This window comes from Pseudomonas brassicacearum, assembly GCF_003732265.1.
GTDB lineage: Bacteria > Pseudomonadota > Gammaproteobacteria > Pseudomonadales > Pseudomonadaceae > Aquipseudomonas > Aquipseudomonas brassicacearum_D.
This window is the reverse complement of sequence record NZ_MOBK01000001.1, coordinates 865,926-881,062: the sequence shown is the minus strand read 5'-3', so window position 1 is coordinate 881,062 and position 15,137 is coordinate 865,926. Positions and strand designations below refer to the sequence as shown.

The 15,137-nt window shown below is 60.1% G+C and carries 6 protein-coding genes and 1 pseudogene; 2 read left to right on the top strand and 5 right to left on the bottom strand.

Annotated elements, in window-relative coordinates; translation table 11 throughout:
* The first annotated feature begins 190 nt into the window (after window positions 1-190).
* Window positions 191-1,651 carry an MFS transporter gene (locus tag BK660_RS04150; protein ID WP_123432209.1) on the top strand — a complete coding sequence of 487 codons (1,461 nt, stop codon included), beginning with the start codon at window positions 191-193 and terminating at the stop codon, window positions 1,649-1,651.
* 77 nt (window positions 1,652-1,728) lie between these two features.
* On the opposite strand, the gene BK660_RS04145 is transcribed toward BK660_RS04150, so the two are convergent.
* Complete coding sequence (locus BK660_RS04145; protein ID WP_123432208.1) at window positions 1,729-2,955, bottom strand: acyl-CoA dehydrogenase family protein; 1,227 nt, start codon at window positions 2,953-2,955, stop codon at window positions 1,729-1,731.
* 126 nt (window positions 2,956-3,081) lie between these two features.
* On the opposite strand from BK660_RS04145, the gene BK660_RS04140 reads away from it, so the two are divergent.
* Window positions 3,082-4,074, top strand: a complete 993-nt coding sequence (locus tag BK660_RS04140; protein ID WP_123432207.1) for a GlxA family transcriptional regulator — start codon at window positions 3,082-3,084, stop codon at window positions 4,072-4,074.
* A 65-nt stretch (window positions 4,075-4,139) separates the two neighbouring features.
* Here BK660_RS04140 and BK660_RS04135 read toward each other — a convergent pair whose 3' ends face one another.
* The 4 genes and pseudogenes from BK660_RS04135 to BK660_RS04120 all read right to left on the bottom strand — a co-directional run bounded on the left by BK660_RS04135 (window position 4,140) and on the right by BK660_RS04120 (window position 15,031).
* The gene (locus BK660_RS04135; protein WP_259698477.1) at window positions 4,140-5,066 is read right to left on the bottom strand and encodes a transporter; all 927 of its coding nucleotides are present in this window, start codon (window positions 5,064-5,066) and stop codon (window positions 4,140-4,142) included.
* 36 nt (window positions 5,067-5,102) lie between these two features.
* A complete protein-coding gene (locus tag BK660_RS04130) occupies window positions 5,103-5,306 on the bottom strand; it encodes a hypothetical protein (RefSeq protein ID WP_259698476.1) in 204 nt (67 codons plus the stop codon).
* Between the two features lie 273 nt (window positions 5,307-5,579).
* A pseudogene (locus BK660_RS04125) lies at window positions 5,580-6,306 on the bottom strand (Crp/Fnr family transcriptional regulator).
* Window positions 6,307-6,382: 76 nt separating this feature from the next.
* Entirely contained in the window at window positions 6,383-15,031 is an 8,649-nt protein-coding gene (locus tag BK660_RS04120) for a glycoside hydrolase family 94 protein (protein WP_123432540.1), read from the bottom strand.
* Between the last annotated feature and the right edge of the window lie 106 nt (window positions 15,032-15,137).

The window sequence follows — 15,137 nt, the reverse complement described above, 5'->3', positions numbered from 1 at the left end:
AGCCGCACAAGCCGGCGGATTCTGTCTTACCCGTAGGCGATGGCGCAAGGCGTTGTAGCCGTTAGGACGTTTCACCGAGTGTCTTTAAACGTGCGGCCTGAAACCTGTTTAAGCGGGCAGGGGAATTGAACTCCCGCTCCCGGCCCTAACTCCTAACTCACAATGCCCCGCCCATAACAATGAAGTGGCGATGACCCACCAACAGCTCTTTAGCCGCAACCCCGGCACCATATTCGAAACCGATCTTCCAGCACGCCTGGACCGCTTGCCGTGGGGCCGTTTTCACTCGCTGCTGGTGGTCGCGCTGGGCATCACCTGGTTGCTCGACGGCCTGGAAGTGACGCTGGCCGGTTCGGTGTCCGGCGCGCTGAAAAACAGCCCCGACCTGCGCATGAGCAACGTCGATATTGGCTTGGCCGGCGGCGTCTACATCGCTGGCGCCGTGCTCGGTGCCTTGCTGTTCGGTTGGCTGACCGATCGCCTGGGGCGGCGCAAGTTGTTCTTCATCACGTTATGGCTGTACGTCGGCGCCACGGCGGCGACGGCGTTTTCCTTCAACCTGGAAAGCTTCCTGTTGTTCCGCTTCCTCACCGGCATGGGCATCGGCGGCGAATACACGGCGATCAATTCGACCATCCAGGAATTCACACCGGCGCGCTTTCGCGGCTGGGTTGATCTGACCATCAACGGCACATTCTGGTTAGGCGCAGCGCTGGGCGCCGGTGGGGCCATCGTCCTGCTGGACCCGAACGTGGTCGGCGGCGATCTGGGCTGGCGCCTGTGTTTCGGCATCGGCGCTGCGTTGGGGTTGGTGATTCTGGTGATGCGCCTGTGGCTGCCGGAAAGCCCGCGCTGGTTGCTGATCCATGGTCGGCACGATGAGGCGCAACGCATCGTCGAAGGCATCGAAGCGCGTCTGCGCGAACAAGGTCATGAACTGCCGCCCGTGACCAGCCAACCGCTGCGCCTGCACGCGCGGGACCATACGCCGCTGGCGGAGATCTTCCACACGCTGTTCATCAGCTTCAGGCGCAGGGCACTGGTGGGCATGACCCTGATGGCCGCGCAGGCGTTCTTTTACAACGCGATCTTCTTCACCTACGCGCTGGTGCTCACCGATTTTTATCAGGTGCCCGCGGAGCAGGTCGGTTGGTATGTATTGCCCTTGGCGCTGGGCAATTTCTGCGGTCCGTTGCTGTTGGGGCGTTTGTTTGACGTGATCGGCCGACGGGTGATGATCAGCTTCACCTACGCGACGTCCGGGATCCTGCTGGCGCTCAGTGGCTATGCGTTCCAGCAGGGTTGGCTGGACGTGACCCAGCAAGCGGCGGCGTGGATGGTGATCTTCTTTTTCGCCTCGGCAGCGGCCAGTTCGGCCTACCTGACCGTGGCAGAAACCTTCCCGCTGGAAATCCGCGCCTTGGCCATCGCCGTGTTTTACGCGTTTGGCACTGGCCTGGGCGGCATCATCGGGCCGATGCTGTTTGGCCAATTGATCCAGACCCAGCAGCGCAGCAGTTTGTTGATCGGGTATCTGATCGGCGCTGCACTGATGTGTGTGGCGGCGGGGGTGCAAGCGGTTTGGGGCGTGGCGGCGGAGCGTCAGGCGCTGGAGCAGGTGGCCAGGCCGTTGTCGCAGGCTGGGGATTGAAGGGGGATCACCACCCCCAGCCCTGTACTTCAACGCGTTCTACGCCTGTTGTTTAGCGACGATAGTGGGCTGCCCCGTCAGCCGGTGATGTCTTTACCAAAGATGCCGCGTGCGATGACCAGTTTTTGAATCTCATTGGTCCCCTCATAGATCTCGGCGATTTTGCAATCGCGGTAAATCTCCTCGACTCGGTAGTGCGAACCATCAGCCGCCAGTTCACGCATGAAGCCATAACCGCCAAAGATCTGTACCGCATCACGGGCAAATTCACCGGCGAGGTTAGTGCCATACCATTTGGCCATCGCGGCCTCGGGTTCCGGGAACGCATGTCCCTCATCCATGCGTAACGCCGCCTTGAGGTACAGGTTGCGGGCATTTTCGATTTCAGTCGCGCGCTCAGCCAGCTTGAACTGCCAGTGCTGGAACTGCGCAATGACTTTGCCGAAAGCCCGGCGGGTCTTGAGTCGTTCGACGCTGTGATCAAACAGCGCCTGAGCCATGCCGGTCCCGCTCGCAGCGATCCCGACGCGTCCATAGGTCAGCGTTTGCAACGCTATCTTCAGACCATGACCCGGCTGGCCAACAACGTTCTCCATGGGCACCTTGACGTTGTCGAAGTAGATGTCCGCCGTGAGTTGGCCATGGTTGCCCATTTTCTTGTCTGGCTCACCCACACGAACGCCTGGCCAATTCAGTTCGACCACCAGCTCGGTCATGCGCTCTCCATCGACACAGAGCAGCACAACAAAATCGGCGACGGGGGAGTTGGTAATGAAGCGCTTGCGACCGTTGACGATGTAACCATTTTCAGTACGCGTGGCGTGGGTGTTCATGGCCTGGATGCTCAGGTCGGTACTGGCATCCGGTTCGGTAGTGGCAAAGCTCCCAATCTTGTCGCCGTTGAGCAGGGGCGTGAGATAGCGTTGCTTGATCGAGTCTGACCCATGATTCAGCGCATTGCCCGCGAGAATGCAATGCACGTCAACGATGGCGGCCACCGAATTCGAATGGTACGCCAGCTCTTCGATCATCACGGCGGTGGCGGCTGTCGGATGCTTGAGCCCGCGTCCCCCGACGTCGGCAGCAAAGGGAATGCGGAACAAACCGGCCTTGGCCATCTTGGCGAACAGGTCGCGCGGGAAGGCTTCGACAGATTCCTCGGTATGACCAATGGCATAAGCCACCGGTGCGACATGCTCATCGGCGAAGCGACGAACCTCCTGGCGAATGGCGAGGATTTCCTGCGGGGTATTCAGGTCGTGGTACAGGCTGTCTTGGTAGCGGGGAATCGTGGTCTGGGTCATGAGTAATCTCGTCATTAGCCTGGAAAGCAGCGTGGCGAGCACTGTAGTGAGACGCAGGATAGGGCGTAATAGGCAAAAACGACTGTAAATATGCGAATATCGCCATACCCACTCAAAGGTGCTGCCATGCCTACCGTCGCGATTCTCGGGTTTGACGATTCCTATGCTTCCGTTATCGGAGGATTTGCCGACATGTTGCAGGTCGCCAATGCGCATATGTCCAGGCAAGGAATGCCACCAGCCGGACTGTTTGAATGGCATTTCCTATCGCAAAGCGGGCAGCCTGTACGGACGAGCAACGGACTTGAACTGGCCATGCGGCCACTACCGCAGAACCACAATTACGATCTGGTCTTTATCCCAAGCCTGCATTACCGAGGCTGGCAGCATTTCCAGCAATTTCTGGCCAATCAGATAACCGTGCGCGACTGGCTGATCAAGCAATGGGAGCAGGGTGCATGGCTGTGCGCGAATTGCACGGGCACCTTTGTGCTCGCCGATACAGGTTTGCTCGATAACCGGACTGCAACGACTACCTGGTGGCTGGAGGGGCATTTCCGCGAGCGATTTCCGAAGGTCGATCTGCAAATGCGTCCCTTGGTCACCGAGTCTGAGCGACTGGTGTGCGGCGGCGCACACGCCACTTTTCTGTTGCAATCGATCCACGTGCTCACCCAATTTGCCGGAAAGGCGATAGCCATGCAGTGCGCACGCAGCATGCTGATCGACTTGACCCAAACGACACAGACACCGTTGCAACCGCTTATCGCCGACAACACCCACAATGATCCGTTGATTCAACAGGCACAGAAGTGGTTACAGGATCATTTGGCGGAGCAGATACGCATGAAAGACCTGGCGACGAGATTGGCAGTCAGCGAACGTACACTGATACGCCGCTTCAACAATGTGCTTGAGCTGTCGCCGCTGACCTATTTGCAGAACTTGCGCATCGATACGGCACGCGCGTTACTGGAGGCCGGTGACCTGAGCACCGAGCGAATCGCTCAGTATGTTGGTTATAGCGACATCAGCTCGTTTTCCCGCTTGTTTCGTGAGCGGGTCGGATTTACGCCGGGGGCGTATCGGGCCAGATTTCAGTTGTCAAAGATGGATTAGTTGAATGTGCCCCGGAGGGTATGGCAAACCAATCTTATGACTGGATGTAGCGGCAATCCTGTGTTTCAAAGCCCTGCGCCGAAGCGATACTGCCAGACCATGCCAATGACATCGTATTCGCTGCCCGTGCGGGTATGCCCGCCATTACTCGCATTCAGCTTTAGCGAATGGTTGCGGTTCAACGGTAGCGTGAGGGTGCATCCGTAGCGTGTGTTTTCCTGAAAATCGTGGTTACCGACCCCATCGACCGAGGTACTGCCGCCCGCGTAGTAGGTCGTGTCCAGCGAAGCCCAAACACCGTTGCTGAAGGCATAGATAAGATGCCCCTGTACCTGGTAAATCGGGTTCTGGGACAGTGTGTGGTCGCCGAGGAGCTCGTTATTGTCGGTGTAAAAGGTTCCCGCGCCGGATAACTCCAGGGTCACTGCCCCCAGGCGCTTGGAAATTCCCAGTTCGGGCTTGAATGACCAGCGGTTGTTGCCGAGATTTATCAGCCTGTTAGCGTCGTACTGGCCGAGTGGCGCCGTGACCGCCAGGCTGGCGCCGATAATCACATCCTGCTGATAGCTGGGGAATTCAGCCAGGGACAGCGCCGGGGCGCCATACAAGTTGACCGAGAAGCGGAATCTTGGATCGATCAATCCCGTCACATTGCGTTCCTTGGGCTCACCGGCGAGCAGAGCTGAGCCCCTCAATTCTGCTTCAGGTACGACGATATCGAACTTCCCGGAGCGGCCCCAGACGTCCAGGGATCTGGCAAAAGCAAACACGACAGTCTTGATGTTGAGCTTGGCATCCTCGAGTGGGATTGAGGGGTTGGCCGTCACGTTGCCATGGAGATCGCTGTAGCCCAGGAGCAGGAAATTGATACCGACCGGCGTATTGGCATAGGACCTGGGTTCGAGATCCTCTGCGACTGCACCGGGGGCTACTACGATGAGCGAAGCGGATGCGAACCGAACCAACCTGACGACGCAGAGTTTGCGTTTCATATACATTCGCTCGCTTCCAGTGAGGGGCCCAGAGTTCTATGTATTGTTGTAGCGCATCTGCATTCGTTCGTTGCGTGCGAACTCGACACGCAGGACACCCTCGTCGGTATCGATGGTCGTCAGGTAGGTCGACTCCATACCGGTTATCCGGCTGAGCAGGGTCAGCAAGGGACGCGTCAGCTGTTCCAGGGTTTTGGCTTTTGGAAGGGTTTCGGAGAGAAGCGAAAGAACCTGATCCAATGTGAGCGCGCCGATAGCGAAGGGGGATTTCGATTATCGGCTAATCGGCGGATGACTGAACAGTGCAGGGCAGGGCTTCACCCAATTGAATGAAGCTGCCAGCGCGCTCGCGAACAGCAACGGCGAACTCGCAATGAGCATCGCCTTCATATGCTCCGTAACGCGCCGTACCGATTTCAATGAGCTGGTTGCCTTCGTACGCCAACACAATATCCGCTCGCTGACAGGTTTAAGGGACTGCCGGTACTGGCACTGGCTGTCCATTCGAATGCATCACTCGTCCTGACGACGGGTGTAATGCAACAGCCGATCGGTTTCGGTCTTGACCACCAGGTAGCACTCGCAGCTGAGCCGTTCAAGGCGCGCTCTATCCAGAACCGTGATCTGGCCTCGGCTGTACTCGATGACGCCTTGACGCTGCAGTTTGCCGGCCGCTTCCGTGACGCCCTCGCGGCGCACGCCCAGCATATTGGCGATAAGCTCCTGGGTCATGTTCAGGCGATTGCCGTGCAGGCGATCCAGCGACAACAGCAGCCATCGACACAGTTGCTGATCGATCGAATGGTGGCGATTGCACAAGGCGGTCTGTGACATCTGCGTGATCAGCGCCTGGGTGTAACGCAGCATCAGCAGGAGCAGATCGCCATGACGGTTGAATTCTTTCTTGAGTTTTTGCCCCGGCAGGCGAAATGCACCACCGGCACTCTGCACCACCGCCCGACTGGAGGTGCTTTCGCCGCCCATGAACAGCGCAATGCCGATCAAACCTTCGTTTCCGACCACGGCGATTTCTGCTGACGAGCCGTTTTCCGTGACATGCAGCAGGGAGACGATGGCATCGGTCGGGAAGTAAACGTGCCGCAAGGTGTCCCCCGGTTCATACAGCACATCCCCCCAGCGCCAGACTGACCTGCTCCAGGTCCGGAACAAGACGCTGGAGGTCGACGGTCGGGAGCGCCGCCAGTAAATGATTGTGGCTTGGATCGGGGGAGGCATGCATGGCAGAGCATCCGTGGCGGAACAGGGGCGTGCCCGCTCAGGGTACTCCCATGCACGCCATGGCTGGTGCTCAATGTCTATTCATCGGCGGCATGCTCGAATTCCAGCGCCTGAGGCCTGGGTGAACGGGCGCGACAATCTACCCGGACCCAGTGCTCCAGACCGCCGTCCTCCAGTGTCAGCGTAGCGTCACTCAATGGCTGGCCGTCGAGGGTCATGGAGGTGGAGGTCGAACTGCCCTGACGCACATCAAAGTGGTAGAGGGTTTTGCCGAAGCGGTAGTGCAGGATGAAGCCCGGCCAGTCGACCGGTATCAGCGGTTCGATTCTGAGCGTGTGGCCGCTGCGTTGTACGCCCAGCAACGACTCGACAATCAGCCGGTACATCCAGCCTGCAGAACCGGTGTACCAGGTCCAGCCACCTCGGCCTGCATGGGGCGCGGCACCGTAGACATCCGCGGCCATGACATAGGGCTCGACCTTATAGGTCTCGATTTGAGCGTTGTTGGCAGGCGCGGCGGGGTTGATCAGATTCAGCAGTTCCCAGGCTTTGCCGGCTTCACCCAACTGCGCAAACGCCATGCCCGCCCAAACGGCAGCATGGGTGTACTGACCTCCGTTCTCGCGCACGCCTGGCACGTAGCCCTTGATGTAGCCGGGGTCCAGGGCGCCCTTGTCAAACGGGGGATCGAGCAGCAACACGGCGCGGATGTCACGTTTGACCAGATGCTCATCCAATGACTGCATGGCCTTGATCTGACGGACGGCAGAGCCGGCCCCCGACAGCACTGACCAGCTTTGAGCAATGGAATCGATACGACATTCTTCATTGCTCGCCGAGCCGAGCATTTGTCCGTCATCGAACCAGGCACGGCGATACCAGGCGCCGTCCCAAGCCGTTTGATCAAGGTTGCGTTGCAGTGTCACCGCGCTGTCGCTGCAGCGTTTGGCAAATGCGTGATCACCGTGCAGGCGAGCGGTCAGCGCAAATTGCTCCAGCACCTGGTAGCTGAAGAAGCCCAGCCAGACACTTTCACCTGCACCCAGGTGACCGACGCGATTCATGCCGTCGTTCCAGTCACCGGAACCCATCAGCGGCAACCCGTGATGACCGCGGCGCAGGCTGTGTTCAATGGCCCGCACGCAGTGTTGATACAGGGACTCTCGCAGGGGCGATTCACCGGGGAGGTCATAGTAGGACTCTTCGCCGGCCACCAGTTGGCGTCCTTCCAGGTATCCGGCGACTTCTTCCAGCACACCCACGTCTGCGGTCATTTCGACATAGCGGTTGGTGGCGGCCACCAGCCACAAAAAGTCGTCGGAGCAGGCGGTGCGAACTCCTCGATTCATCGGCGGGTGCCACCAGTGTTGCACGTCGCCTTCCACATACTGATGGCCGGCGCACAGCAACAGGTGCGCTCGCACGGCTGCCGGATCGGCATGGATCATCGCCATGCTGTCCTGCAACTGATCGCGAAAACCGATGGCGCCACCTGACTGGTAGTAGCCGCTTCGGGCCTGGAAACGGCACGCGATGACCTGATACATCAACCAGCCGTTGACCATGACGTCGACCTCAGGCGCGCCCGTTTCAATACGAATCACCCCGAGCAATGAACGCCAGTGTTCCCGTACTTTATGCAATTCCTCGGCAGCCACCCGGCTGCCCCGATAACGCTGCACCAGCTGGGTGGCGGCGTTACTGGAAGACGCCGCCCCCAGCCGCAGAATGACTTCCCGTGTATCACCCTCGCCGAGTTCGATCGACACTTGCAGGGCGGCACAAGGGTCCAGACCGCCGCCCATGCGCCCGGACAGACCAGCGTGCTGCATCGCCGCCGGTGAGGCGAGGGTGCCACTGCGGCCAATGAATTCAGTACGGTCACCGCTGACACCGTGATCGATCGTGTCGGTGTCAAAGAACGCCACTCGCTCGGAAAACTCCACCGAGTAGGCGTTGCGGGCGAAGAAGGCCCCGCTGGCGGGATCCGATTGGGTGACCACATGCATCGCCGATTTGCTGCGCAAATCGCCCAGCACCCATTCCACATACCCTGTGACCGACAATGACCGGCGGCGTCCCGAGCGGTTGCTCAACACTAGCCGCGAGAATTTGATCGGCGCATCCAGCGCCACGTAGATCCACAGCTCGCTGTAAATGCCGTCTTCTTCATGTTCGAACACGCTGTAACCGAAACCGTGACGGGTCTGGTACGGGCCTTGTCCGGGGCAGGGTTGAGGCGCTGCAGACCAGAAGTGCCCGGTCTCTTCATCGCGCAGGTAAATGGCTTCGCCGCTGCGATCGGTGACCGGATCGTTGTGCCAGGGCGTCAGGCGAAATTCATGGGCGTTTTCGGCCCAGGTATAGGCACTGCCGGCTTGTGAGACCACCGTGCCGAGATGGGCATTGGCGATCACGTTGACCCAGGGCGCAGGTGTCGGACCGGGCGCGAGCCCGGTGATGATGTACTCACCGCCATCGGCGCTGAAGCCGCCATATTCGTTGCTCAGCAGCAGGAAGGGACGATTCGGTCTTACCGGTGCCGGCCGAGCCTGAACATGCCGGGTCGCCACAAACGGCGCGTGCACCGGCGATACTTTGCGGCGATGAATCTGTTCGGACAGGCTGCCCAGATCTTCGCTCAGCACCAGCCTGGCAACCGATAGGAACAGCACGCGATCTTCATTCGACATCTGCTGCGCGGGGCGCACAAAAATTCCGCCCGGACGATCCAGCAGAGCGGCTTCACTGCCTGAGGTGATAAGGCCCAGGATCGCGTCCTGCAGTTGCTGGCGATACCCCACCTGATCTTCGTTCCAGATCAACAAATCGACCACCAACCCTTTTTGCCGCCAGTAGGCGTGGGCCTGAACCAATTGCTGCACCAGGGCGATGTTGTCCAGGCTCTGGATTTGCAGCAGCACGATGGGTAGGTCGCCGGAGATGGCCTGACCCCAGAGCCCCGGCTGATTGCGGCGATTGGCAACCAACACCGCATGGTTGGCGCGCATCGAGGCGTTCGCGTAAAGCAACGACGAGGCCATCTGCTCGAACAGACGGGCATCGGACAATGAGGCGTTGAGCTGACGCAGAAGCACCTGGCTATGGGTCCAGGACAGGTCGAACACGCGGTCGGCGAGGTGGCGGTCACGGTATTTGTTGATGAGGTAAAGGCAGTCATCACGGCTGTCGGCGACACCGGTGACCAGGTCGATGGTGGCCTGTTGGCCAGGTTGCAGGGTAATCCTGCAGCGAATTGCGATCACCGGATCGAGGACCGGGCCCGCGCTGCCTGACAGGCGCTGGCAATCGGCATCAAGGGCGGCAGGTGACACAAGGCTGCGTCCTCGGCCGATGAACCGGGCGCGATCGGTTTCGTACGAGATCGCATCGATGTCCACCCCGTGTGCCGCCAGCAAATGGCACATCCACGGCGTCGGTTCATCGCTGGCCCGGGGGCGGCGGCTACAGATAATGGCCTGAAGCGCAGGCAGTAATTCGGTCTGCACGAACAGCTTGCTGAACGCCGGGTGCATCGCGTCGTTGACCGGGGTTGTCAGCACGACTTCGGCGTAGGTGGTGATCTCCAATGTCTTGGCCGATGACGCCAGGTTGGTGACATGCAGGCGGCGCAGTTCGATGTCGTCTTCAGGCGAGACAACAATCTCCAGGTGCGTGTCGAAATCCAGGTTGCGCGCACGGAACTCTGCACGGGAATCACAGAAGATCGCCTCGTGGCTCTCGGGTTGATGCATCGTCGGTTGATGCGCAGGCGACCAGACCGTGTTGCTCTGGACATCGCGCAAGTAGCAGAACATTCCCCAGTTGTCCTGTGAGGCGTCCTCCTGCCAACGGGTGATGGCCATTTCATTACGGCGGCTGTAACCGCCGCCGCCGCTGGTCAGCATGACGTGGTAGCGACCGTTGGAGAGCAACTGCACGGCCGGACGCTTGCGTCCCGGATCAGAGAACACCCGAAGCCCCGTATCCTGGCCCTGGCCGACATCGCCGAGTACCGGCGACTGCGCGGTTTGCAGGTACGGCGCGGCGGATTTCGGCACCCGCTCCTGTAGCAGCAGCAGGGCTGATCGCAGCGCCGGGTCGGCCTCGAATCGGTGTTGCATGGGTTGGTCGAGCAGTCGGCTGGTCAAGGCCAACAAGCTCATGCCCTGGTGGTGAGCCATGAACGAGCGGACCACGACGAAGTGTTGGCTGCGGGGTAAGCGGGCCTCGGTGTAATCCACGGCTTCATACAGACCGAAACGTCCAGCGGAGCCTTGCAGGGCGAGGCGTTGCAGATTCTTGCAGGCCGCATCGGCGTCGACCATCAACGCCAGGGCGCTGGCGTAGGGTGCTATCACGACGTCATTGCTCAGCCCGCGCTGGAGCCCCAGGGCCTGAACGCCGAAGGCGCGGTATTGATAATTGAAGTGCGCGTCGACGGCGGAATAACCTGACTCCGAAACGCCCCACGGAATGCCCAGCCTGTTGCCCTGTTCGATCTGCACCGACACGGCCGCGCGGCAAGTCTGGTCCAGCAGGCTGCCCTCGAAGTTGGGCATCACCAGCATTGGCATCAGGTATTCGAACATCGAACCCGACCAGGATAGCAACGTCGGTACGCCCGCGTTTTCACTCAGCAGCCTTCCCAGGGTGAACCAGGCGCGTTGGGGGATTTGTCCTTGAGCGATGGCCACGTAATTGGTCAGCCGCACCTCGGACGCCAGCAGGTCGTAGTAACCGGTGTCGAGCCTGCGCTCCTCGGCGTTGTAACCGATGACAAACAGGTCGCGCTGGTTGTCGTAAAGCAAAGAGAAATCCATCTGCGCCAGCGAATTGGCCAATAACACCAGACGCTTGAGGGTTTCCAGACGCTGCGCGGCGTCACTACGGACCCGCTCGATTTCAGGACGATGCTCGGCGCTCCAGTCTGTGGGGTTCAGGTGGGCCAGTTGACGCAAGGTGCGAGGCGATTCAATCGTAACCAAGGGGGCAGGGAGGCGATAACGCTGCAGTTCTTCTGTCCAATCGGTGCATTGACGGATGAACGCTTCTCGCCAGTAGAGGCTTTCCTCGTCGGTGTCCGCTGGCTGGCTAGTGACCATGCTGCGAGCCGTGTGCAGCAGGTCTGCCAGCACCTCGGGGGGCGCCGCTTGCGAGACCGTTTCAAGGCCTTTTCTCAGTGGCAGGGCGTATTTATCCGCCCCTGAGGCGCGTTGGGAATCTGCAAGGATGTCCAGGGTATCGCGCAGGCCCTTGATCACGGCAGGGCCAAACATCGGGGCGTCTGCCAACTGCGCAATGCCGGTGCTCAACGTCAACAGCAGGCCCGCCAGGTTGCCGCTGTCGACGGTGGAGACGTAATGCGGACGCAGCGGCTCGAGGGTCTGCGTGTCGTACCAGTTATAGAAATGCTGCCGATAACGCTCCAGGCCGTCCATGCTGTCCAGCGACGCCGCAAGCCGGGACAGCAGCCGTTCGGTGCTCAAGTAAGCGAAATCGTGAGCGGCCAGGTGTGCGAGCAGTGACATGCCCATATTGGTGGGCGAGGTGCGATGGGCAATGGCAGGCCTGGGGTCTTCCTGCACGTTGTCCGGTGGCAGCCAATGGTCCTCGGGTCCGACGTATTGATCGAAGAACGCCCAGGTTTTGCGCGCCAGCAACCGCAGGAAGCGCAAATCATCCGTCGACGGTGTGAACACCGACTGCTTGGGTGCCGAACTGAGCCACCAAGCGATCCAGGGGCCCACTAACCACGACAGCAGCAGCGGACTGGCGATGGCCAGCGTCTGCGGATCCTTCACCAGCAGGGACAGTGAGATCAGGGCCGACACCGGCTCGATCCACATCTGGCGATAGAGGCCGGACAGCCGGTTTTCGGTGGTGCGCTCGACCTCGCGCGAGGGCTGCCACTGCAACAGCCGGCGTCTGCTGAAGCCGATTCGCCAGAGCGAGCGCAGGATGGCGTCGGCGCTGTAGAACATCTCGTAGGGCAGCCAGGCGAGCGCCAGACCCGCCCGGGCGAGGTCTTGTGCCAGATCCCCCAACAGCGCCCTGAGGTATTGTCCGTAGGGCACATCAGCGGGGGGCTGCATCAGATCGGTCACCGCTCGCAGCAACGGTTGAATCACCATCAACCCGATGACAGTGAGGGTCCAGTTCATTGGCTGACTGCTGGCAAACCAGCCCCATGCGAACATCAGCAACAGCGCCAGCGGTTCCAGGCTGCGTCGCAGATTGTCCAGAATCTTCCAACGTGCCATGACGCTCAGCCTGTTGCGCACCCACTTGCCGTCGGCGTTGCGCGCCCAGGGTAATGTCCACGGCAGCAGTTGCCAGTCGCCACGAACCCAGCGATGCCGTCGATTGACATCGGCACCGTAGCGCGAAGGGTATTGCTCATAGACTTGCACGTCGCTGAGCAGGCCGGATCGTGCATAACACCCTTCGATCAGGTCGTGGCTGAGAATCTGGTTATCCGGTAAGCAACCTTCCAGGGCGCAGGTGAACGCGTCCACGTCGTAGATGCCTTTGCCGATGAAAGAACCTTGCTGGAACAGGTCCTGGTAAACGTCCGATACCGTCCGAGTGTAGGGGTCGACGCCGGCATCACTGCCAAACAGCCGGGCATAGATCGAGCGCGTGGCGCTGGTCAAGCTGATGCCCACTCGCGGTTGCAGCACCGCGTAGCCGGAAATGATCTGCTCGCCGCCACTGTCGAACAACGGACGATTCAACGGGTGCATCATGGCCGCCACGCATTGGCGAGCGACATCGCGCGGCAGCAGGGTGTCGGTGTCGAGCGTGATCACGTAACGCACCCCGCGCAATGGCGTGATGTCACCGACGATGGCGTTGAAGCGTTCCCGTCCATGGCCACGCAACAGGGCGTTGAGTTCAATCAGCTTGCCGCGTTTGCGCTCATGACCCATCCACACACGTTCACTGGCGTTCCAGCGACGTGGCCGATGCAGCAGAAAGAATCGGTCGCTGAGTCCGTCCGCGTATTTTCGGTTGAGCAGGGTGATTGCACGGGAGACCTGTGTGAGCAGCTCGGCGTCTTGCGGCTGAGACTCTTCAGGCGCGTCCAGAAAATCGCTGAGCAAGGCGAAATACAGGTTGCTGTCGCGGTTGGCGAGAAAACGCACTTCAAGACCTTCCACCAGTTCGTCCACATCTGCCGGACTGGCGATCAGCGTCGGGATCACCACCAGACTTCGCGCGCCATCAGGAATACCGCTGGCAAAATCCATTTTCGGCAGCGTCGTCGGCAACAGACTGAACGTCACCAGCCAGTTGATCAGGCTGATCGCCAGTCGGCTGGTCATGATCAGGCAGGGAATCGCCATCATCAGAAGCGCCGCATCGGGCATCCCGTCGCGTTGCGCGGAGGCCAGTAAAGGCCAGGCGAAGATGAGCGTCAGAACAGCCACCGGCGCCAGATAAAACATCAGCGGCGACTGCTGCAACAACCGTTTCCAGCGCTCATGTAGCGGCACTCTGGCATTGAGTCGTCGCTCCAGTGTCGGCAGCCCTGCGCTGACCAGGTAATACCCGACATGGCGTGCCAGCAGTTCGCAGGGAACTGTAGCGGTTCCGGCCGCGGCCAGATTGATCGCGGCGCGGGCGACCTGGATTTCCGAGTGCTGGGGACTTCTGCGGGCAAGGCGCTCTATGACATGCCGATAGCTGTCGCGGGTACTGAAATCCATCGCCCGGTAAATTTCTGCCGGGTCTTCATTGAGAATTTGCTCGACATGACTCATCGACTCGACGAACTCGCGCCAGTCCGTGGCGGACAGGAGGCGTAAACTGCCGATGCTGTTGCCAATCGACACCTGATCCGCTGCCTGTTGTTGCGCATCGAGCTGCACTTGGCGTTCGATGCTGGAGCCTGTCTCACTCAGCGACTGCTCCATCCAGTTCAGCGCCAGGGCCAGCGCTGCGCTCTGGCCCTGTAGGCGGCGGGTGAATTCGGCGACGAAGGCGGCGGTCATCGGCGGTGCGGAGCGGGCCATGTCGGCAACGGTCAGCACCACGCTTTTGACGTCTCGTTCCGAGGTTTCGATCAGATGTTCGGCCCAGTCATCGGCCAGATTGCGCTCGTTGGCGTTGGCCATGACTCTGGAGGCCACTCGCCGCAGGTTTTCGATCAACGCCAGACGCAGCATGATCGGTATCGCCCACAGTTCGCCCAGCGCAAGCGGCATCACGGTCTGATAGGAAAAAATGAATCGGCTCAGGCTTTCCTCATCGACTCGACCGTCGCCATGGGAGATGGTCTCCAGCGCGATGTCATAGACGCGAGGCAGCCCCGCCGACGGACCGTTAATCAGGCGTGGCAACTCACGGCTATAGCCTTTGGGCAAGTGCGCTCTGGCGGTCCGAATGTTTTCATCGATCAGATAGTAGTTGTCCAGCAGCCATTCCGCTGCCGGCGTCACTCGTCGGCTGGACACTTGCGCGTTGGCCAGCGCCGTGTTGCTGCGCTTGAGCAACTGCTCGTTGTCGTCGAGCCTGTGCAGCATCGAGTCCCGTGCGGACAGCGTAGTCAGGCGATGTTGCCCGGCCAGGGCGATGCCGTGACTGGCCATCTGATCGGCACTGAAAAGCTCCGAGCGCAAAATGGGTTCGTATTTGAATCGGGGTGGGGGAAACAGACGGGTTCGCCAAAAATCGGACGAGCGAGAAAATACCTTCTGTAGGCGTGTCCATATGCTGTTCATAAGGTCCTGAGCCTGAAACGCATCATACAATTGCATGCATTTTTTATAGGTGCGCCAACGCATCGCGCCAGCACCAAGCAGCGCTGGGTGGACGTAGCTTTTCAGC

What these genes read in the sequence shown, in the direction of transcription:
- BK660_RS04120 (WP_123432540.1), bottom strand. Translation starts at nt 15,031, where the DNA reads ATGAACAGCATATGGACACGCCTACAGAAGGTATTTTCTCGCTCGTCC.
- BK660_RS04145 (WP_123432208.1), bottom strand. Translation starts at nt 2,955, where the DNA reads ATGACCCAGACCACGATTCCCCGCTACCAAGACAGCCTGTACCACGAC.
- BK660_RS04150 (WP_123432209.1), top strand. Translation starts at nt 191, where the DNA reads ATGACCCACCAACAGCTCTTTAGCCGCAACCCCGGCACCATATTCGAA.
- BK660_RS04140 (WP_123432207.1), top strand. Translation starts at nt 3,082, where the DNA reads ATGCCTACCGTCGCGATTCTCGGGTTTGACGATTCCTATGCTTCCGTT.
- BK660_RS04135 (WP_259698477.1), bottom strand. Translation starts at nt 5,066, where the DNA reads ATGAAACGCAAACTCTGCGTCGTCAGGTTGGTTCGGTTCGCATCCGCT.